Below are 21,065 nucleotides of genomic sequence, written 5' to 3' on the forward strand. Positions count from 1 at the left end.
CCACAATGAGCAGACCATTTTAGGGAAGGATACTCACAAGGGAATACAGGATTGTGAACGTATTCTTAAGCTGAAACTTTGTAAAGCAGTTTTTTTAATTATTTATCATATATAGGAGTAAAGTTAATTGTTTGTGGTATTAAAGAAAGGGGTTTATTATATTTGTTGAATATTGATGACTGATGGCGAATGAGGTGGAGAAAATGAAACCAATGTGTAAATGGTTGATGACAGGTATGTGCATATTCCTGATTCAACAGCCAGTTCATGCGCAAGGCATGAACGAAACGAGGCAGGTAGCATTAGAAAATAAAGAATTGCCTGCGAGCGTACCGCGTTTTTTTGATTCGGGGTTGAAATTCGACTATCCGGATGCTGTACGCGGAATATATGTGACAGGGCCTGCAGCGGGTGGCAATAAACTGAATGAACTTATCAAATATGTAGATGAAACCGATTTGAATGCGATGGTCATTGACATTAAGGATGACAAGGGGAACGTAACGTATAAAACGGATGATCCCGACTCTCCATATGCTGGGATTGGTAAAGACTACATAAAAAACCCGAGGGCAATGCTGAAAAAATTTGAGGATAAACAGATTTATCCGATTGCAAGGGTTGTCGTCTTTAAAGACTCCCTTTTGGCCAAAGAGAAACCTGAGTTGTCTTTTTTAGATGGTGAAAAGGTATGGAAGAATGGTCGAGGGGAAGCCTTCGTTAACCCATTCTTAAAAGAAGTGTGGGATTATAATGTCGGTATTGCCATTGAAGCGGCAAAGATGGGTTTTAAAGAAATTCAATTTGACTATGTCCGTTTTCCCGAAGGATTCGAAAATAAAGAAGATGATTTGAAATATGATGTCGGTGAATATGATGAAGCGAAAATGAGTCATACAGCCAAAAGGGTTCAGGCAGTTACGGATTTCGTAAGTTATGCGAGGAAGCAACTGGAGCCATACGATGTCGAAGTGTCGGTGGATATTTTCGGATATGCGGCTACATTGCCTGAAGCTCCCGGAATTGGGCAAAACTTCACAAAAATCTCTGAGAATGTTGATGTTATTTCCTCGATGATATATCCGAGCCACTGGACATCTTATTTTGGTATCGAAAAGCCTGATTTGGAGCCTTATAATCTCGTTAAGGAATATGCGAAATTGGAGAACGGGAAGCTAAAGGAATTAAAAACACCACCTACTTCAAGACCTTGGCTCCAAGATTTTACTGCCTCATATTTAGGTGATGGTAATTACCAAAGGTATGGTAAGGAAGAAGTGGAAGCCCAAATAAAAGCATTGAATGATAATGGTATTGATGAATACTTATTGTGGAATGCAGCAAATCGATATACAAAGGGAGTAGACTATACCCCATGAAAAAAAGGATGACCTAGGAAGTTCCTTCCGGTCATCCAAAATTCTCTCTGAATTACCGCTTTTTATTCCCGCCAACTTGACTCCACCCTGACTGAATTCGTTTCGATTGATCGAAAATATGAGAGTGACGTTTCCCGCCAAACCATTTTTCGCCGATTCCATTCGTCACAACGCCATTCACAGCCGTAATGCCAATAACGCAAGCGGCGACTAAAAAAAAGTCCAAAAAGTAGCTGATCATCAAAACCCTCCTAATATTTTCAAGCTATTCAAGTTCCATTGTAGAGGATAAGAAAAAATCTGGAAAGTATAAACTAGCAAATGAGGAGATTAAATTATGAATTGGTATGAAAAGCTAAACCAGTATTTCCCTATTGAAGAAATGAAGTCAAAAGAACACATAGAAGTTCTTTTAGAAGATAAGCAGGAAATATATAAAAAGGATGAAGGTCCCGACCATGTTTTATTATATGTGGAAGGGGACGAGTTTATATTCGTTGATTACCTTTTTGTATCAAAGAAATCAAGGGGGCAGGGACTTGGAAGAAAATTAATTCAAAAATTGCAAAAAAAGCAGAAAACGATCTTGCTGGAAGTAGAACCAGTACAAGAAAATGATGATGATACATTTAAAAGGCTGAAATTTTATAAAAGGGAAGGATTCAAGCACGCCTCTTCGATTTCCTACAGCAGAAAATCGCTTGCCACCAAGGAGAATACGCCTATGGAAATCTTGTATTGGCCGGCAAATCCATCTATTGATGAAGAAGATGTATTTGATTTCATGAAAGAGATTTATTCTGAAATCCATACTTACAAAGATGATGATCTTTATGGGAAATCTTATCAAGATGTAGATGATGTACTTAGCTTGAATGCAGGTCAGGAAGCCGATATTTTTAAAGAGATGGAAGTTTGAGTAAAAAGGGCCGGTTGTTAACCGGCCCTTTTTAGTTTGTCGAGATCATGTTTTTTAAAAGGATAATTTGGTTAATATTCAATAAAGTCATTTTGGATGTAACCTCCAATATATTGAGAAATATGCGACACACCTGCCGAGAAGCTGGCTAGCCGAGACCCCGTAGACGCTTGCGTCGAGGAGGCTTGGCAGACAGTCGGCGGAAAGGGAGCGGATTTCTGGAATCAGCTGAATCGACTTATAGACTGAAGACTAACTGTCTTTTACTGGCATATTCTGCAGGCAAATGAATATCCATAACTTCTTGGATGGTAGATTACTCCCTTATTGCGGATTCTTTCGAATTACCTTTTTCACTTTTGGAAATATATGTGCTAAAAGAATGGTTTTTCTTGTAAAAGGAGGAATTTGCTTTTTATTAAAGAAAATATATTAACATGATCTTGTTTATTGACAAGGATTGGGGGTAAATAAAAGTAACGAGATAATTAAATAATCATGAGGGCCGAATTGAGAGTTAAATGAGAATGGCAGGTATGTTTTTTCAATTAGAAAATGTGGTCTTAATGTATTACATAAAAAAATGAAATAGTTATAGTACAGCCTGAACAGGAAGTTTTAAAGGATTTTTTCAAATATCAAAAAGGGTATTCATTTTAAAAAAATTAGTGTATAATAAGGAACATGAAATACTTATTTAAAATTATTTCAAATTAGAGTGGTACTTATGAATACTAATAGTAGATTTCCCCTCATAGATCACCGATTCTATATTTAGGGAGTGTGAGTAAGCATGGTAACATTATATACATCACCTAGTTGTACTTCATGCAGAAAAGCAAAAGCATGGTTAGAGGAACATGAGATTGGATATAAAGAAAGAAACATTTTTTCAGAACCGTTAACGATTGATGAGATTAAAGAAATTCTTCGAATGACAGAAGATGGAACCGATGAAATCATTTCAACACGGTCAAAAACTTTCCAAAAGTTAAACGTAAATTTAGAGAGCCTGCCTCTTCAAGAATTATATAAATTGATCAAGGAGAATCCTGGACTGTTGAGACGTCCAATTATCCTTGACGAGAAACGGCTTCAAGTTGGTTATAATGAAGATGAGATAAGACGATTTTTACCACGTAAAGTTCGTACCTTCCAATTACGGGAAGCACAACGTATGGTCAACTAATAAGGTCTTTCAAGCTCTGCCAGGAAATGTGCAGGGCTTTTTCTTTATACATATCCGATTTTCCGCTGATTTTTTTAACTTAATGACGGGGAACATAACAGGATTGATAGGCGACAGCGGTCGTTTCTTAGCTGCAACAGGTCCCTTGAACCGGTCATCATTTTAAGAAAAAATAAGAATGCAGCTCATCATGCCATGTATATAATATGACATTGACGGCAGTAAGAGTGAAATTTAATAAAGCATTATGATAGTTGCATGCGGATGTATTTTTTTATAGAATGAATGGAATATTAGGCAAACAATTGTTTTTTAGATAAGTAATGTTTTTTATTTCCCTTCTTCAAGGTTTTGTCATAAAATGATGTAAAATAGTCTGTTTTAATGACTATCATGATTTACAGTATTCACTTACGGGTAAAGAGCTTTTAAGAGCAATTTTCGCTTGGGGGTTATTATCCCTTCAAAATGAGAAAGGAAGGGAGAGGGGAATCATGGAAATCGAACGCATTAATGACGATACAGTAAAATTTTATATTTCCTATATAGATATTGAGGAAAGAGGCTTTGATCGCGAAGAAATTTGGTACAGCCGCGAGAGAAGTGAGGAACTTTTTTGGGAAATGATGGATGAAGTGCATCAGGAAGAAGAATTCATGATTGAAGGACCTTTATGGATTCAAGTTCAAGCCCTTGAAAAAGGCTTGGAGGTTTTGGTCACAAAAGCCCAGCTTGCCAAAGATGGTCAGAAACTCGAGCTGCCTCTTTCAGATGATAAGTTAAGGGATTTGAATGTATCAGACAAGATGGATACGCTTCTTGATCAACATTTTCATGGCAAAGATGAAGAAAGCGGTATGACATTCGAAGATGGTATGATTGAATTCATCACGACTTTCGAGGATTTCGAAGATGTCATTTCATTAAGCAAACGTCATGGCTTGGATGATTGGACGACTAAACTTTATGTTTATCAGAATAAATATTATCTTTATATCGAATTTTCCGAAGCGGAGATTGATGAGGAAGAAATCGATAATGTTCTAAGTCTTTTATTGGAATATAGCCAGGAGTCGCCTATAACGGTGCATATGCTTGAAGAGTACGGAAAGATAGTTATCGAAAATGATGTATTCACAACGGTCGATAAATATTTCGCATAGACTGTTGAGGCCGATTTCAGTAGAAATCGGCCTTTTCGTCTAAGGGGGTTTTTTAGTGTTCCTGTGTTTGTTAATTGGAGGGAGTCTAGGTGAAGAATATAGTTGGCATCGGTCTGCTTATTCTCATGTTGGTCAGCACTTGGCATTTTCTATTAAATGGCGTTGATGGCAGGCTGATTTTTTATTCTAGCCTTATTTTGACCCTTTTCTTGGTGATAATTGGATTCAACATTTTCCTCGAAAATCGAGATCCCATCCAGACCATAACATGGCTTGTTATTTTTTGCGCTTTCCCATTCATCGGTTTCATTTTTTACTTTTTGTTTGGCCGTAATTTTCGGAAAGATAGGATATTTCGCAAGAAGTACTTTTTGGATAAACAGACTTTCGTGAAAATAAGCGGCGAAGCGGGATATAATGAACGAATTATGGAAATGGGCGAGCACCCTCAGCAGTTAATCAATCTTGCAAATAGGCTGGGGAATAGTCCTGTATCATTTACGACCGAAACCAGGGTTTTACGGAATGGTGAGGAGACATTTTCCAATATCATCGAAGAATTAAAAAAAGCAAGACATCATATTCATTTAGAATATTATATTGTTAGGGATGACCGCATTGGCGGACTGCTAAAAGACATCTTGATACAAAAAGTAAAAGAAGGGGTAAAGGTCCGTTTTCTCTATGATGCGGTTGGTTCCTGGAAGTTAGCCCGATCTTATATCGATGAACTGAAGAATGCGGGAGCCGAAATGGTGGCCTTTGGTCCGTTGCATCTCCCTTTATTAAATAATAAATTCAACTTTCGCAACCATCGTAAAATAATTGTGATAGATGGCTCTGTCGGTTTCATCGGCGGCCTCAATATAGGGGATGAATATTTGGGACAAGACCAGAAATTCGGTTCTTGGAGGGATACGCATCTCATCATAAAGGGGGAAGCGGTCAGGACGTTACAGCTCATATTTCTGCAGGATTGGTATTATAGCACCAACAATAGTTTTTTAAGCGATGAATACCTCATGACCGGAATGCCGAACCATCACGGATATGGCGGAGTTCAATTGATTGGCGGAGGGCCGGATAGTGAATGGACGATCATTAAAAGCATTTTTTTTAAGATGATCACTTCAGCAAAAAAGTCCGTCTGGATTGCCTCCCCGTATTTCGTTCCTGATGACAATATCTTACAAGCGTTGAAGGTGGCTGCTTTAAGTGGTTTGGATGTCAGGCTTCTCGTCCCGAAGAACCCCGATAAACGTATCGTATTTCATGCTTCGAGAACTTATTTTCCCGAATTGCTTGCCTCTGGAGTTCGTATATTTCAATATAATGAAGGCTTCATGCATAGTAAAATCATCATAGTGGATGACCAAATGGCATCAATTGGGACAACCAATATCGATATGAGAAGCTTTCACCTGAATTTCGAAGTCAATGCATTTCTTTACCGGACGGAAAGTGCTCAGCAGCTGGTGAATGATTACATGGAAGATATAAAGGTATCCAAGGAAGTGGAGATTGATGAGTTTTCCAAACGGAATTTCGGTTTGAAATTATTGGAGTCCACTTGCCGATTGCTTTCACCCCTTCTTTAGATAGTAACTCTCTTTTATGCCGATCAGGCATTTTTTTTTTCACATTAAAAGGAATCCTAAGCGAACCAGGCGAATGTAGTGGGTGAGGAGGAGATGTATGCTAACTGCGATAAATAAAGATGGGACTTGGATTACCCTCCCTGAAAAGATACCGGCAAACATGATTGATGACTGGAGAAAGTCAGCAGATTATTACTGTCCATGCTGCAAGATGGAATTGACCATCAAAGCGGGCAGTGTAAGGGTTCCGCATTTCGCCCATAAAAATAGTTCTTCATGCCGTGCTTCTTCAGAACCGGAATCCGCCTATCATTTAATGGGAAAAAGAAAATTGTTTCAGTGGTTTTTATCACATGGTTATCAAGTGGATCTAGAAGCCTACCTTCCCGAAATTAAGAAAAGGACTGATATTTTAGTGAGGATAGGAGGTAATCGTTATGCGATAGAATTTCAATGCTCAGTTATCCCCGAGGCTGATTTCATGGAAAGGTCAAGAGCCTATCAAAGCATAGGCATTAAACCAATCTGGATCCTCGCTGCAAAAAGCTTAAAAAGGAAAAGCTTTTATGAATTCAGTATATCCCGCTTCCAATGGCTCTTCGTCACCGGCAGCTTCCATCATCCGTTTCTTTGGATGTATTGCCCGGAAACTGATCATTTATCAGTTTTGAAGAACCTCACTCCTTTTACCCCTAGAACCGTATTTGCCGAATTGACAACAGCTTCTCTAAAGCTCCTTACCCCTAGTCGGGCAGTGCCCCAAAACTGCTTTCGTTTCCCTTTTCTGCCTGTATGGAGATATAAAAGAAATGGCTGGTCGCTCCATCGAGTGAAAACAGCACGCAGATGCGATCCTTTTTTCGAAGCCCTATATTTACATCATATTTCACCTGCGACACTTCCAATTGAAGTGGGTGTTCCCGTCAGAGGGATGCTGTTGATCGAAACTGCCTCAATCGAATGGCAGGCATGGTTATACATGGATGCGTTTCAAGAGAAAAGAACAGGGGAAAAGATTTATATGGCTGATATTATCCGCATTTTTAGAAAGCGTTCAAAAAAAGGGGAAATAAAGTTCAGACCGTTGCCATTGCTTCATGAAAAAACCATCGAGTATCCTATAGATCAATATATCATGCTTATGGAACAATTGGGTTATTTATCAAAGCTGGAAGAAGGGGTCTTTAAAGTTGAAAAGGAATTTACCCTTCCCTTCACCAGTGATCAAGCTCAGATTTTGGAAAATGATTTCTATGATAAGCATAAATTGATGATGGAAAAGGGGAATATCCAGTATAATCAGTGATGACATCTCAATTTATCTTGAATTCAGATGAAATGGCAGGATTATTTTTGTAAATGGAGAAATAGTAATAAGAACTGGGAATTAAACAGAATGAAGCATTGCAGTGTTCAATCCGGTTTAATGAGTTAGCCCAATAGCAAGTTTCAATAGAATGGGGAGGAATTTTTATGGCACAGGAAACAAAAACGAATACATTACCTTCAAGAAGTGAAATAGCTCCTGAAGATACGTGGAGACTGGAAGATATCTTCGCAACCGAGGAAGATTGGGAAGCTGCCTTCAAAGCGGTAAAGGAAGACCTCAAGAAAGCGGAGGCGCATAAAGGGACGTTGGGAGAAAGCGCAGAAAAGCTATTTGCGGCCCTCCAACTTCAAGATGAGGTTTTCGAGAAGCTAGGGAAAGTTTATTCTTATTCACATATGCGCAATGATCAAGATACAACCAATCCATTTTATCAAGGGATGGAGGATCGGGCAAAAGCTTTATACGCACAGGCAGCGGCTGCGTTTTCATATATGGTTCCTGAACTATTGAGTATTGACGAAAGTAAAGTGGAAGGGTTTTTGGAAGAAAAAGAAGAATTGAAATTATATAAACATTCTTTAGAGGAAATTAATCTTCAGAGACCCCATATCCTATCAGCAGAGCAGGAAGAACTATTGGCGCAGGCATCAGAAGTACTCGATGCATCGGGTAATACTTTCGGTATGCTTAACAATGCCGATCTGAAATTCCCGACCATCAAGGATGAAGAGGGAAATGAAGTGGAAATTACTCACGGAAGGTATATCAGATTTCTTGAGAGTGAAGATCGCCGTGTACGTGAGGAGGCATTTAAAGGGGTATACAGCAAGTACGGGGAGTTCCGTAATACATTTGCTTCAACACTGTCAGGTGAGGTGAAAAACCACAACTTCAATGCCACGGTTCGAAAATATGATTCAGCACGCCAAGCGGCGTTAAGTAATAATAACATTCCGGAGACCGTATACGATAATCTCGTTAAAACGGTCAACGACAACTTGCCATTACTGCACCGTTATCTTGATTTACGTAAAAAGGTACTGGAATTAGATGAACTCCATATGTATGATTTATTCACTCCTCTTGTTAAAGAAGTGAAGATGGAAGTGACATATGACGAGGCCAAAGATTATGTCCTTAAAGGTCTTGCTCCGCTAGGGGAGGACTATTTGAACGTTTTGAAAGAGGGATTTGAAAACCGTTGGGTCGATGTGCATGAGAACAAAGGGAAACGAAGCGGCGCCTATTCTTCGGGGACATACGGGACGAACCCTTATATTCTAATGAACTGGCAAAATAACGTCAATAACTTATTCACGCTCGTTCATGAGTTTGGGCATTCGGTCCATAGCTACTATACACGTAAACATCAGCCATATCCATACGGGAATTATTCAATATTTGTAGCGGAAGTTGCATCCACTTGTAATGAAAACCTGTTGAATGATTATTTACTGAATTCGATCGAAGATGAAAAGAAACGCATCTATTTACTGAACCATTACCTGGAAGGCTTCCGTGGCACATTGTTCCGACAAACGATGTTTGCAGAGTTTGAACATACGATTCATTTAAAAGCTCAAAATGGGGAAGCGTTGACGGCGGATATGCTTACTAAGGAATATTATGGGCTGAACAAGAAATACTTTGGCGAGAACGTGACCATTGATGAAGAAATCGGTTTGGAATGGGCTCGTATTCCACACTTCTACTATAATTACTATGTTTATCAATATGCAACTGGAATCAGTGCAGCAACAGCATTGAGCAAGCAAATCCTTGAAGAAGGAGAGCCTGCTGTCAAAAGGTATCTGGAGTTCTTGAAATCAGGAAGTTCCGATTATCCGATTGAAGTACTCAAAAAGGCCGGCGTCGATATGACAAAAGCCGAGCCTGTACAAGAAGCCATGAATGTATTCGAGGAAAAATTAAATGAGTTGGAAGAACTTTTGAATAAATAGGATGTGGATAGGACCCGAACACTTCGGGTCCTTTTCATCTTTATCTAGATGTCCGTCATAATCCTTTAAAACGATTTCTCTGATTTAAGCTATGAAGAATTATGAACAAAACAAAAAATAAAATAGGGGAGGTAAAATACAGAGGAATGAGGTCCATGATACCGAGTAGCTGGACAAATAGCGACCCTATCAAGAGTATGAGTAGAATAAAGCCTTTCAATTTGGTCACCTCCAACCTGGCAGCAGTAAAAACTCATCTGCTCATTATTAGATAGTATGTTTTAGAATAAGCAGTATTCTAAGAATATGACAATAATGTGAAGTCGCGCACAAAGTTCTTGCAAATAAGGTGTGTAATCTGCTATAGTACAGATATAGAAGTTATCACATCCCAAACATATACCCCTTTGTTTGTTCGTCGTGAAATTTCTCCTATCCCCTTAATCGTATAAATAGGTGAAATCCCAGCAAATTTCTTGATTTGCCGGGGTTTTTCATGTGCATGAACTATAATGGTAGTAATAAAAGTTGAACATAAGCTGAATGAATAAAAAGAGAAATTTTTAGTCATTATTGTGACACATTTCACAAATAGACTCAATCCCATACTAAATCAGCTATCAAAACACGTATGTTCTAAAAATTAAAACCGTCTCTTATTTAGCTATATATACTAGAAAGGATAATAAAAGACGAAAAATATATATTGTGAACAATTTGTGAAAAGTTACACATATAGTTGAAACATAAATGGGTTATCTGTTATATTATATATTGTGAAGTAAATCACAAACAAACTTATACCCCTTTGTTTGATCGTGAAAAATTTCTCCCATCCCCTTATTTCTTATAATAAAAAAACCATGCAATCTTTTGATTTGCATGGTTTTTCCTTTTTAAAATATAACAAAGAAGCAGTCAAATTCATGACTGTTTCTTTGTGTATCTCCAAAACGTTCCGTATTTAGCAGGAATTTTCTCTGCCAACTGTTTTAAAACAAGCTTTTTCATTTCCAACTCGACGGTATTCTTACTCATATTATAAACCGTTTCAATCTCCTTTGTGGCCACTAGTTTGAAACAGCTTAGAAATTCTTCGAGAGAGGGAGGGGGTGCGGGGGCTGGAAGACCATTCAGCATATCTTCTAAAATTTGAACATATACCTCGTAAGAATAGACACCTGAAACCTTTATCCCCTCTTCTTCAATATTTTGATTGAAAAAGACAAGGGAAGGTATTTCAGTCACTTCCATTTCACTTGTGATTTTCATGTCACATTGAAAGCCTTTTGCTGCACTGGAAGAATTGATGTCATAAAGGAATTCCTCCACATCCAAACCGACCATTTTGGCACATTCGGTCAAGACCTCGATATTGGATATATCCTTTTTACCTATGAATACATATTCTTGAAGCTGCCTTAAAAAACGAATGGCCAATTTACGGCCCTGCAATTCCGCTGCCTTTATTGCGATGGAAGCTGTATATGGAGAAGAGATTGGGTTTTCAGACCAAAGGCTCCCGTCGCAGGACATTCCCGAGCGGCTGGCTGTCTTTTCCCAAACTTGAGCAAGGTTTTCATAATTTTTATTTTTCCCCATATTAAGAGAATCGATTTTACCGCTTAAAACATGGCGTAAACTGAACAGTTGGCCATATTCTATCTGTAATTTCCTAATAATTGGTTCTAAGCCCCAGCATTCGGGACAAAGCGGATCAACAAAAACATAAATTTCAATTGGCTTTTTTCCTATTTCATAGCAATGCTGCGTCTTGATCCAATCGGAAATATTGAAAACTGGTTTTTGTGCGCTCAACTGTCTTCTCCTTTCCCGTCAGTTCCGGATGTATTGATCATATGCTGTGCCGTCAAATAGAGGCGGTGATAGAAAAACTCCCTAATCTCACCTTCAAGGCCAACTTCGTCCATGGCTTGATACATGCATGAGAGCCATGCTTTCGCACGTTCTGGTGTAATTTCAAAAGGTATATGTCGAGCCCGCAACATAGGATGGCCATGCTCTTCGGTATATAAAGAGGGCCCGCCTAAATATTGAGTCATAAATTGTTTTTGCTTACGGACTGTTTCAGTTAAATCGTCAGGGAATATTGGCTGCAGATCCGGGTGTTGACTAACGTTGGAGTAAAACACATCAATTAATTTGTGTAATTGCCCTTCTCCAATTAATTCATATGGTGTAGGGTTCCCTTGCATCATGTTGATTACTCCTTTTAAAGAAAGATGGTTGATATTTAATCATATTTTATCAATGACGTACTGATATAACAAATATATAGCTTAAAGAAAATTTTACATCTGTAGTATGACACAGGGAAATGATCGAAGATGACAGCATTTGAGGAGCTTTACCATTTTTTCAGATGCGTGGAAGAAGAATATATAGACATGAAAAAACTGACCCATCATAAATAAACAGGGTCAGCTTGCTTTAGCTTGAAAATGTGCCATAAACTTTTTGGACATAGTTCTGAGTTTCTTTAAAAGGAGGGATGCCGTTATATTTATCGACATTTCCAGGCCCAGCATTATATGCAGCAAGGGCAACCTGAATGTCCCCGTCATAACGTGCCATCATTTGACTTAAATATTTACTCCCGCCCATGATGTTTTGTTCTGGATCGGTTGCATCATCCACCCCAAGGCTTTTTGCAGTTGCTGGCATTAACTGCATAAGGCCGGTTGCACCCGCATAACTGGTGGCTTCAGGGTTGAAGTTCGATTCTTGTTTAATGACAGAGTTAATCAGTTTTTCCGGGAGATTATATAAACTTGCCGCCTGGCTGATGATATGATCATAGTTTGTTGCGTTTCCGCTGCTCTGATTGTTAGCATGGGCAGCGGAAATCGGGTTGATGTTCGATGTCAGGCCGATGGGTTGAAGAAAGGACTTCTTCGCTTCCGTTTCCACATTGGATAATAAGGAACCCAATGTCTGCGAAGCGCCTTCTAGAGCATCACTCGAAACCAATGCCGAGAGCATGTCCTGGAAAACGGATCGAGATGAATTTGTATTTCTGATGTTGCCGTTCGTGAATTGCTCGATTGCCTGCAATTCCATAAACGTTTTGAAATCTTGGATTTTCAAACTCTCCACCTCCGAATGGGTTCAAACAGGATTATTTTTGGAATTTGGCACGATAAAACCTCTTAACCTTATTTTCGGTTTCCCTTACCGGAATTTTAAGGGTTTCAAGGAGGGTCAGGAAGTTTTTTTTCCCGGCTTTTGCATCCGACACTTCATATTCAAGCTCAAAGTCTTCCTGATTCAAATACGAACTATGGTCTAAAACGAGCAGACCCTCTTTGTAAGGAAATTCAAAACGGTCTGTCTGTAGTGTCCCAAAGCAGGTAAAGTCTTTTGGATCAATTCCGCACTCGAGGATAAGATGTCGGATCTCGCCATCAGGGAATATGTTATGTTTCAGGAAGCCATATGCGGTTTCTTCAGGAATATCTTGATTCGTTTCCAATAATCCTTCTTTAGCGGGCTGTTTTAAAGTCAGCTCGTATCGCCCATTTTTCTCCCTGATCCTAAGTGCAGAGTCTTGCTGTTTCAAAGAGAATCCAAGTGTATCGAAGTAATGGTTTTTCTGTGTTTTAAAGTTCGATGCCCCGACATGAAAGTATTCGATCAGTTGACGAAATTCTTTTTCGCTTAAGAGGTTTTTAAATTCAATTTCAATATGCTGGTTCATGTGTCCCATCCTTTTTCGCTGATTCTTAGGTTAATCATATAAGAACCATTCCAGCTGTCAAATTGAATTCAATAATTTTTTGCTATTGTACTTGAATTTTTAGGAATCAATTGCAGGATATGATAAAATATAAACGTTGAGCACGAGAATTGGTCAATCGTATATATAGAAATTTAATACATATTCTTTGCTAGAGAAAGATGTAATAGGATCCAGTGGTGAATTGGCATAAAGTCATTTGGCTGCTGGGTTTAGGAGAGCGTTCTGCCCATACCAGAGTTGAACAGGCGCTTTTTAGATAGATATAGGTGGTGTGGCAATGGAGAGTTGGGACGATTTCTTGGCGCCTTATACTCAGGCTGTCGAAGAATTGAAGGTTAAGCTAAAGGGTTTAAGGAAACAGTTTGAGAGAGAGAATATTCACTCACCGATCGAATTTGTAACAGGCAGGGTAAAGCCGATTGTCAGCATATTGGATAAGGCGAGCCTAAAGGACATTCCCATTGATAAATTGGGAACTGAGATCCAGGATATTGCAGGGCTTCGCATGATGTGCCAATTCGTGGATGATATCGAACAGGTGGTTGAACTTTTACGAGGTCGAAATGACTTCGAGATAGTCGAGGAGAGGAATTATATTTCCCATAAAAAAGCTAGCGGCTATCGTTCTTATCATGTTGTGATCCGCTATCCGGTCCAGACGATCCATGGCGAAAAGAATATCCTTGCCGAAATTCAAATCAGGACTCTTGCGATGAATTTTTGGGCGACGATTGAACATTCTTTAAATTATAAATATAAAGGCATTTTCCCGGAAGATATTCAACTGCGACTCAAACGTGCAGCTGAAGCTGCCTTCCTGCTTGATGCAGAGATGTCGCAAATCCGTACGGAAATCCAGGAAGCCCAGCGTCTTTTTTCCCGGAAGAAAGATTCTTGAACAAATAAATGGGTAAACGAGAAGAAATCTAAATTGAAGGTGGGATTACATGAAATTTGCGATTACGTCAAAAGGAGATGCGAAATCGAATACTTTAATGCAAAGGATGCGAACGTATCTTCAGGACTTTCATTTGGAATATGACGAAGATCAGCCGGATATTGTCATTTCTGTCGGTGGTGATGGCACTTTATTATATGCTTTTCACCGTTATAAGAATCGATTGGATAAAACCGCCTTTGTTGGAGTACATACAGGACATCTTGGGTTTTATGCAGATTGGACCCCTGATGAAATCGAAAAATTGGTGATAGCTTTAGCCAAAACCCCATTTCAAATAGTGGAATATCCACTGCTCGAAACGATTGTCCGTTATCAGCATGGAGGACGGGAAAACAGATTTTTGGCTTTGAATGAATCGACAGTCAAAAGTGTTGAAGGGACGCTCGTAATGGACGTTGAAATACGCGGCCAGCATTTCGAGACGTTCCGTGGAGATGGTTTATGCATTGCGACCCCATCTGGAAGCACGGCGTATAATAAGGCGCTTGGCGGGGCCATCGTCCATCCATCAATCGATGCCATCCAGATTACCGAATTGGCATCCATTAATAACCGGGTGTTTAGAACGGTAGGATCTCCACTTCTGCTGCCGGCACATCATACATGTATGTTCAGGCCGGTCAATGCGGTCAATTTTCAAATTACGGTCGACCATTTGTCCTTGCTTCAGGAAAATGTAAAGTCGATACAGTGCCGGGTGGCAGATGAAAAGATCCGATTTGCCAGATTCCGCCCTTTTCCTTTCTGGAAAAGAGTGCATGATTCATTTATTGCTAATTAAGGAGATAGACTCACCTCATGTCAAATCAAAACTTTTCTTTGACCTGGTCGGTTTCTGAAGAGGATTCTGGCTCTTTATTGCGAGAGTTTCTCAGCAAATGCGATATTTCAAAACGAGCATTAACGGATATTAAGTTTAAAGGTGGATATATCCGGTTGAACGGTGAAGAAGTAACCGTAAGGGAACGGATTGAAACAGGTGACACCGTCACCGTCATATTCCCGCCGGAGCAGGCAAGCGAAGGCCTTTTACCGGAACCGATCCCCCTGGATGTCAGGTATGAAGATGAGTTTGTATTGGTGGTGGCCAAGCCCCCTTTCATGAATACCATTCCTTCCCGCGAGCATCCTAACGGCAGTCTGGCGAATGGCTTGGCGGGTTATTATAGGAAGACGGGAGTACAGGCGACGATCCATATAGTTACACGGCTTGACCGGGACACATCAGGTCTGGTTTTAATTGCCAAGCACCGGCATATCCATCACTTATTAAGTGAACAGCAAAAATCAGGACAGGTTAAACGGAGATACCAAGCCATAGCTGAGGGGATCGTTGAAGGACCTGTAGGAGAGATAGTGGCGCCAATCGGACGAAAATCGACCAGCATCATCGAACGGGAAGTTAGGGAGGATGGCCGGCATGCCTGTACCCTATTTAAGGTATTGGCACACACAGAGTCCCATACATTCCTTGATTTGGAACTCCAAACAGGGCGTACGCATCAAATCAGGGTCCATATGGCTCATATTGGTCACCCGCTGGCTGGTGATGATTTATATGGAGGGAACAGGGGAGGTATACCTCGCCAAGCCCTGCATTGTTTTGAGCTGAAATTTTTACATCCTTTCACAAAGAAGATGATGTTGTTTCAAGAAGAGTTACCAGAAGATATGTCCCGTTTGCTCGATGGAAGTAAAGGATGGGATTCCTGATTTTATAACGGGCCACATTAAAACGAACGATTCAGGATTTTAAAAAAATCATGGACGCAAAAAAACTCACCAAGTTGGCGAGTTTTTTTGGTTAATCAAAAGATGTCCTGAATTTTTCCGCTATATATGGCATGGTTGAAGGCACTTCTTGAAGATCCATTTCGGGATAACGGACAGCCGTCAGTTTTCCACCGAAGACGCAGCCTGTATCAATATTGTATGTATGATTGACTTGTCTAGCTTCAGGGACAGGTGTGTGGCCATATACGATCCAAGATTCCCCTTTGTATGATTTGGCCCAGTCTTTCCTGACCGGAGACCCATCCGGATGTTTGGAGCCATTTATATCACCATAGAGGACAAAGGTTTTTACTTTACTGCTATATTGACCAATATAGTCATTGCGAATTCCTGCATGGGCAATGATCAATCGCCCTTCATCCATGATTTGATAAAGTGGGGAGCGTTCATATAGATCCATGAATTTTTTTCGGATTTTCTTTTGCTCCCGACTGTTCAGTGATTCATATTCAGCTACAGTAGTTTCTAAACCGTGTGATATTTGTACTTTATTGCCTGAAAAATAACGATACAATTTATTGCAGTGGTTACCTGGGGCATACCTTGCTATATTTTGGTTAATGACTAATTCATGGACAACCTCGATTACTTGAAGGGAATTGGGGCCGCGATCGGTTAAATCCCCTACAAAGCCGAGAATCCTTCCAGAGGGATGTACAGGAACCCCAGTCTCCCATGTATAGCCCATTTTTTCGGTCAGCTGCCTGAATTCAGCGAAACATCCATGAATGTCCCCTATGATATCGATGTTCATTTGACACATCCTTTGTTTGTTTTGTATATGTTTATGGTATTAGTATAGTATTATTTAAAAAATAAAATATAAACGAAGAAATGAAAAATTTGTTTTAGGAGGTGTATGGTTATGGAGGAGATGAAGGACCGGGAGAGGGAGCGGGAGAGTAGTCAAGTGAATAACGAGTTTTTGCTTGAAGCGCTTAAAACGGAAAATCTAGATCAGTTCCGTACGGAGTTCCTCGAAATGCATCCTTATGATCAGGCTCAATTTTATACAAGCTTGTCAGATGAATTCAGATCCGTCATTTACACATATTTGTCACCGGAAGAAATGGCGGACCTTTTTGAGAATATAGAAATAGATCAAGAGGATTATGAAAGCCTGTTGGCTGAAATGAATCCTTCTTACGCAGCCGATATGCTTTCCCATATGTATGCGGATGATGCTGCTGACGTCCTGAATGAAATCAATGATGAGCAGGCCGTCAGCTATTTGACCATCATGGATGATGAAGCGGCAAGCGAAATCCAGGAACTTCTGAATTACGAGGAATCTACTGCAGGAAGTATCATGACGACAGAGTTCATTGCCATTGAAGCAAATGAAACGGCTCGATCAGCCATGCAGATCTTAAAAAGGGAAGCTCCGGATGCGGAAACGATATATTATGTGTTCGTTACCGATCAGGAAAAGAAACTGCTTGGTGTTTTATCGCTCAGGACTTTGATCATTGCAGATGAAGATGCGTTAATTGGTGATTTAATGGATGACAGGGTAGTTTCCGTACCTGTATCTGAAGACCAGGAAGAGGTGGCACGAAAAATAAGGGACTATAACTTCCTTGCCGTGCCGGTCGTCGATTTCCAGAACCATTTGTTAGGGATTATTACGGTTGATGATATCATTGATGTCATGGATGAAGAGGCATCCGATGATTATTCTAAACTCGCCGGTATATCTGATCTGGATCATGTTGATAAGAGTCCATTTTCAGCTGCAAAAAAACGGCTGCCATGGTTGGTCATCCTCTTGTTCTTAGGCTTGCTGACTGCGAGTTTGATCGGGCGATTCGAAGAGACACTAAGTCAAAAAGCGATTCTGGCTGTATTTATTCCATTGATTGGCGGCATGGCTGGTAATACAGGAACACAGGCATTGGCAGTGGCGGTCAGAGGAATCGCAACAGGTGAATTAGAACAGGAAAGCAAGTGGAAACTAGTCCTTCGAGAGGCTGGAACTGGCCTTATTATTGGTCTGACATGCGGAATTGCTATCATTTTCATCGTCTATTTTTGGCAAAAAGATTTAATGCTGGGGTTATTGGTCGGTATTTCGATTTTCATAACTCTGATCGTTGCCACACTTGCCGGTTCAATCGTCCCGCTTCTCATGCATAAAATGAAAATCGATCCAGCAGTAGCTTCAGGTCCTTTCATTACAACTATAAATGACCTTATCAGTATTCTTATTTATTTCGGATTAGCAACATTATTAATGGGCTATTTACTATAAGTCAAAGATGGCCCTCCTGGAGGGTCATTCCCAGAGGACTTTAGAAAACGGTGTTTTTATCAAAGGAAATTTGATATACTGTCATTAGTAGCAGGTACTAATAACTTGTATTAAAAATAGGAGGTCACATACGATGACTTTTTCATTAGAGGGAAAAACGTTTGTCATAATGGGTGTTGCGAATAAAAGAAGTATTGCTTGGGGAGTTGCCCGTTCCTTACATAAAGCAGGTGCAAAAATGATTTTCACTTACGGAAAAGACCGTACGGAAAAAAGCGTTCGGGAACTATCTTCTACATTGGAAGGGGAGCCCTCCATCATTTTACAATGTGATGTAACGAAGGATGAAAGCATTGAAAAATGTTTTGCGACGATTAAGGAAGAAACAGGCATCATTCATGGCGTGGTACACAGTGTCGCATTCGCTAACAAGGAAGAACTGGACGGTGAGTTCGTCAATACGAGCCGTGAAGGGTTCTTGCTTGCCCATAATATCAGTTCATTTTCTTTAACGGCTGTAGCTAAAGCGGCGAAAGAAATCATGCCGGAAGGCGGCAGCATCGTCACAATGACGTATCTTGGCGGTGAACGGGTCATGCCTAATTATAATGTAATGGGAGTGGCTAAGGCTTCACTTGAAGCCAATGTCCGTTACCTGTCAAGTGATCTTGGCAAAGATAACATTCGAGTGAATGCTATTTCAGCGGGACCTATCCGTACCCTATCCGCAAAAGGTGTTCGCGACTTCAATACCATTTTAAAGAAGATTGAAGAAGAAGCACCGCTTCGTCGTACAACGACACCAGAAGAAGTAGGGGATACGGCAGTATTTTTATTAAGTGACATGTCCCGCGGGATTACCGGGGAAAATATCCATGTGGATTCTGGTTACCATATAATCGGATGACAGTAAAAGAAGGGGACCGATATCGGTCCCCTTTTTTTTATTGATTTTCCACTCCTCAGGAATCCTTAATTGCTGCATCCTCATTTGAAATCTATCCGATTTTTTTCATCTTCAAATTTTTTAGTTTTCTCCATAAATGCCCAGCATATCCAAGCTTGGTTGATGTCCTTTTTTGAAGGAGTGTCACATCTCCAGCATAAAGAAGGGTGAGTTTCATATAAATGATACATAGAGCGGATATTCATTATTTGCGAGAATCGGCATAAAGCTGCTTTCAACCCTATTCGAGAAAAAGAAGGAGGGGTATCATGGACGTGGAAAAAGTTGGTGTGCCTTGTGCTGATGGAAAACAAACTATACAAAATACGCTGAAGAGACATATCAATTTACATGGAAAAAATATCAGTACTTCATATACCGCCGAGGAATTGGTGGAGCTATTGTCCCGACTTCCAGCCTTTGCACCTAAGCCTGTTTGTAGATTCATCATCAATGACCGTACACTATTCGGGAAATTGGAACAAAAAAAAGAATCCAGTTTGTTCATAAGGCATAAATTCGGGAAAAAGGTTGTCCAATACCAAATGGAACAGCTGCAGTCCGTGGATATTCTGAAATATTAAGGAGGGTTTTCATGTCAGGGAAAAATGGCGATAAGGAATCCAAACCACTCATATATGTCGATCAAGCAAAAATATCAGATCTGCGTGGAAATATGCAAAGTGATTTTCGAACGAAAAAGGCTAAACCTCAAGACAGCGCTGAGCCGGAACTTCAGGAAGAAGCCGAGCATAAAGAAGAAAAAATCGAACAGGTCAAACGCGAATTTGGTGTTTATGATGCCATGATGGAAATTGAAAAAGAGATTACGGGATTAAGGAAAATCACGGAAGAATATGTCCCTGAGCAAGCTCCGGTTGAAAAAATGGAACATCCTGAACAAATTGAACAGGAAAATGAAAAAAAGCCAGTTAAGAGAAAAAGGAAAAAGGTGGAGAAGAAAGAATCTTCCCGTGACATCATTTCCCGCCTATCCAATCATCAAGGTTTTCCAAAACCATTATGTGAGGCTGTAATTAACGGAGAAAAGCTTCGGTTTCATGTGTTGGGCATGAGAGGGGAATCAGTTAAAATTAAAAGAGGGAACCATATCCGTTTCGTGGGTCTGCCGGATATCATCGATGCCAAAATAATTGAAGAATCCAAGTGAAGGAGCAATATTAAATGTTTCCCCCACAAAGTGAATTTACCTTATTTATCATATTAGGCTTGGCTTCCTTCAGGCTGACACGCTTGATCGTTTTCGATAAAATCATGGAGCCGCTGCGCAGCCCCTTTTTTAAAGAGATAGAGGAAAAAAATGATGAAGGAATTGTGGAAATATTTTTAATGCCCAAGGAAAAGGGTCTGCTGGGGTGGATTGGTCAATTGCTAAGTTGTTTTTGGTGTGTGGGTGTCTGGGTCAGCCTTTTTCTGGTTTGCCTTTATATCCAACATTGGTTTATAGGCGACGTACTGATATTGATACTTGCCGTTGCAGCAGTAGGAGCGATAATTGAGGTCATAATCAGCAAAATTATGGACATTTGATTGGAAACAACTTGTCTAATCATTCATATAGTATGATATAGATCTTAAAGGAGGCGTCATGAATTGAATCAGAAACAGAATAATCCATGGGCATATGCAAAACCGATAAAAAAAGATCAGCCAATCAAAATCAAGAAAGATTGTGGCTGTAATAATAACAATAAAAATAAAGGCTATTGAGTGAAAAAACCCTTCCATTTTGGAAGGTTTTTTTTATTTCCTAATCCTACCATTCATAAAAAAACCGTTAAACAAGAAAATAA

21 protein-coding genes are annotated in these 21,065 nt (G+C 39.9%); 15 read left to right on the top strand and 6 right to left on the bottom strand.

The genetic code is table 11. The features are described from left to right. Positions 1-236: 236 nt before the first annotated feature. A complete protein-coding gene (locus NYE65_RS18660) occupies positions 237-1,379 on the top strand; it encodes a putative glycoside hydrolase (protein ID WP_340862148.1) in 1,143 nt (380 codons plus the stop codon). A 52-nt stretch (positions 1,380-1,431) separates the two neighbouring features. Here the strand turns inward: NYE65_RS18660 and NYE65_RS18665 are convergent, their stop codons facing one another. Next, on the bottom strand, positions 1,432-1,620 hold the full coding sequence (locus NYE65_RS18665; protein ID WP_034314508.1) for a hypothetical protein: 189 nt from the start codon (positions 1,618-1,620) through the stop codon (positions 1,432-1,434). 96 nt (positions 1,621-1,716) lie between these two features. Between NYE65_RS18665 and NYE65_RS18670 the strand changes: the two genes are divergently transcribed. From NYE65_RS18670 to pepF, 6 genes are all read left to right on the top strand, one after another. Continuing rightward, a complete protein-coding gene (locus tag NYE65_RS18670) occupies positions 1,717-2,298 on the top strand; it encodes a GNAT family N-acetyltransferase (RefSeq protein ID WP_034314505.1) in 582 nt (193 codons plus the stop codon). A gap of 793 nt (positions 2,299-3,091) precedes the next feature. Continuing rightward, on the top strand, positions 3,092-3,487 hold the full coding sequence (spxA, locus tag NYE65_RS18675) for a transcriptional regulator SpxA (RefSeq protein ID WP_034314502.1): 396 nt from the start codon (positions 3,092-3,094) through the stop codon (positions 3,485-3,487). 494 nt (positions 3,488-3,981) lie between these two features. Then, positions 3,982-4,650, top strand: a complete 669-nt coding sequence (mecA, locus tag NYE65_RS18680; RefSeq protein WP_034314498.1) for an adaptor protein MecA — start codon at positions 3,982-3,984, stop codon at positions 4,648-4,650. Between the two features lie 89 nt (positions 4,651-4,739). Continuing rightward, on the top strand, positions 4,740-6,248 hold the full coding sequence (gene cls, locus NYE65_RS18685) for a cardiolipin synthase (protein WP_340861435.1): 1,509 nt from the start codon (positions 4,740-4,742) through the stop codon (positions 6,246-6,248). A 97-nt stretch (positions 6,249-6,345) separates the two neighbouring features. Continuing rightward, positions 6,346-7,554, top strand: coding sequence for a competence protein CoiA (locus tag NYE65_RS18690; RefSeq protein ID WP_340861436.1), 1,209 nt, complete (start codon positions 6,346-6,348; stop codon positions 7,552-7,554). A 167-nt stretch (positions 7,555-7,721) separates the two neighbouring features. Further along, positions 7,722-9,539 carry an oligoendopeptidase F gene (gene pepF, locus NYE65_RS18695; RefSeq protein ID WP_063577054.1) on the top strand — a complete coding sequence of 606 codons (1,818 nt, stop codon included), beginning with the start codon at positions 7,722-7,724 and terminating at the stop codon, positions 9,537-9,539. A 924-nt stretch (positions 9,540-10,463) separates the two neighbouring features. Here the strand turns inward: pepF and NYE65_RS18700 are convergent. From NYE65_RS18700 to NYE65_RS18715, 4 genes are all read right to left on the bottom strand, one after another. Continuing rightward, a complete protein-coding gene (locus NYE65_RS18700) occupies positions 10,464-11,357 on the bottom strand; it encodes a ClpXP adapter SpxH family protein (protein WP_082201283.1) in 894 nt (297 codons plus the stop codon). Then, complete coding sequence (locus NYE65_RS18705; RefSeq protein ID WP_053534150.1) at positions 11,354-11,758, bottom strand: globin domain-containing protein; 405 nt, start codon at positions 11,756-11,758, stop codon at positions 11,354-11,356. Before NYE65_RS18705 ends, NYE65_RS18700 begins: the two co-directional genes overlap by 4 nt. A gap of 232 nt (positions 11,759-11,990) precedes the next feature. Next, on the bottom strand, positions 11,991-12,656 hold the full coding sequence (locus NYE65_RS18710; RefSeq protein WP_445670423.1) for a lytic transglycosylase domain-containing protein: 666 nt from the start codon (positions 12,654-12,656) through the stop codon (positions 11,991-11,993). 22 nt (positions 12,657-12,678) lie between these two features. Then, a complete protein-coding gene (locus tag NYE65_RS18715; RefSeq protein WP_340861438.1) occupies positions 12,679-13,257 on the bottom strand; it encodes a CYTH domain-containing protein in 579 nt (192 codons plus the stop codon). Positions 13,258-13,576: 319 nt separating this feature from the next. Here NYE65_RS18715 and NYE65_RS18720 point away from each other — a divergent pair, with 319 nt between their 5' ends. Genes NYE65_RS18720 through NYE65_RS18730 form a run of 3 tightly spaced genes read left to right on the top strand, consistent with a single transcriptional unit; the run spans position 13,577 to position 15,973 of the window. Further along, entirely contained in the window at positions 13,577-14,197 is a 621-nt protein-coding gene (locus tag NYE65_RS18720) for a GTP pyrophosphokinase (RefSeq protein WP_034314484.1), read from the top strand. A 49-nt stretch (positions 14,198-14,246) separates the two neighbouring features. Next, positions 14,247-15,041 (top strand): NAD kinase, encoded by a 795-nt coding sequence (locus NYE65_RS18725; RefSeq protein ID WP_034314482.1) that lies wholly within the window; start codon positions 14,247-14,249, stop codon positions 15,039-15,041. Between the two features lie 17 nt (positions 15,042-15,058). Then, the gene (locus NYE65_RS18730) at positions 15,059-15,973 is read left to right on the top strand and encodes an RluA family pseudouridine synthase (protein ID WP_268590587.1); all 915 of its coding nucleotides are present in this window, start codon (positions 15,059-15,061) and stop codon (positions 15,971-15,973) included. A gap of 91 nt (positions 15,974-16,064) precedes the next feature. On the opposite strand, the gene prpE is transcribed toward NYE65_RS18730, so the two are convergent. Further along, positions 16,065-16,808: a bis(5'-nucleosyl)-tetraphosphatase PrpE gene (gene prpE / locus NYE65_RS18735; protein ID WP_340861439.1), complete on the bottom strand. Its 744-nt coding sequence runs from the start codon at positions 16,806-16,808 to the stop codon at positions 16,065-16,067. A gap of 120 nt (positions 16,809-16,928) precedes the next feature. On the opposite strand from prpE, the gene mgtE reads away from it, so the two are divergent. The 5 genes from mgtE (at position 16,929) to NYE65_RS18760 (ending at position 20,802) form a co-directional block, all read left to right on the top strand. Continuing rightward, positions 16,929-18,305 carry a magnesium transporter gene (gene mgtE / locus NYE65_RS18740; RefSeq protein WP_340862149.1) on the top strand — a complete coding sequence of 459 codons (1,377 nt, stop codon included), beginning with the start codon at positions 16,929-16,931 and terminating at the stop codon, positions 18,303-18,305. A gap of 133 nt (positions 18,306-18,438) precedes the next feature. Continuing rightward, positions 18,439-19,212 (top strand): enoyl-ACP reductase FabI, encoded by a 774-nt coding sequence (gene fabI, locus NYE65_RS18745; RefSeq protein WP_034314473.1) that lies wholly within the window; start codon positions 18,439-18,441, stop codon positions 19,210-19,212. Positions 19,213-19,520: 308 nt separating this feature from the next. Next, a complete protein-coding gene (locus NYE65_RS18750; RefSeq protein ID WP_328144400.1) occupies positions 19,521-19,835 on the top strand; it encodes a hypothetical protein in 315 nt (104 codons plus the stop codon). Positions 19,836-19,846: 11 nt separating this feature from the next. Then, positions 19,847-20,422 carry a hypothetical protein gene (locus tag NYE65_RS18755; protein WP_340861440.1) on the top strand — a complete coding sequence of 192 codons (576 nt, stop codon included), beginning with the start codon at positions 19,847-19,849 and terminating at the stop codon, positions 20,420-20,422. A gap of 14 nt (positions 20,423-20,436) precedes the next feature. After that, positions 20,437-20,802, top strand: a complete 366-nt coding sequence (locus NYE65_RS18760; protein ID WP_340861441.1) for a DUF1360 domain-containing protein — start codon at positions 20,437-20,439, stop codon at positions 20,800-20,802. The last annotated feature ends 263 nt before the right edge of the window (positions 20,803-21,065 follow it).

It is taken from the genome of Peribacillus sp. FSL R5-0717 (genome assembly GCF_038002945.1).
GTDB classification, from domain to species: domain Bacteria; phylum Bacillota; class Bacilli; order Bacillales; family DSM-1321; genus Peribacillus; species Peribacillus frigoritolerans.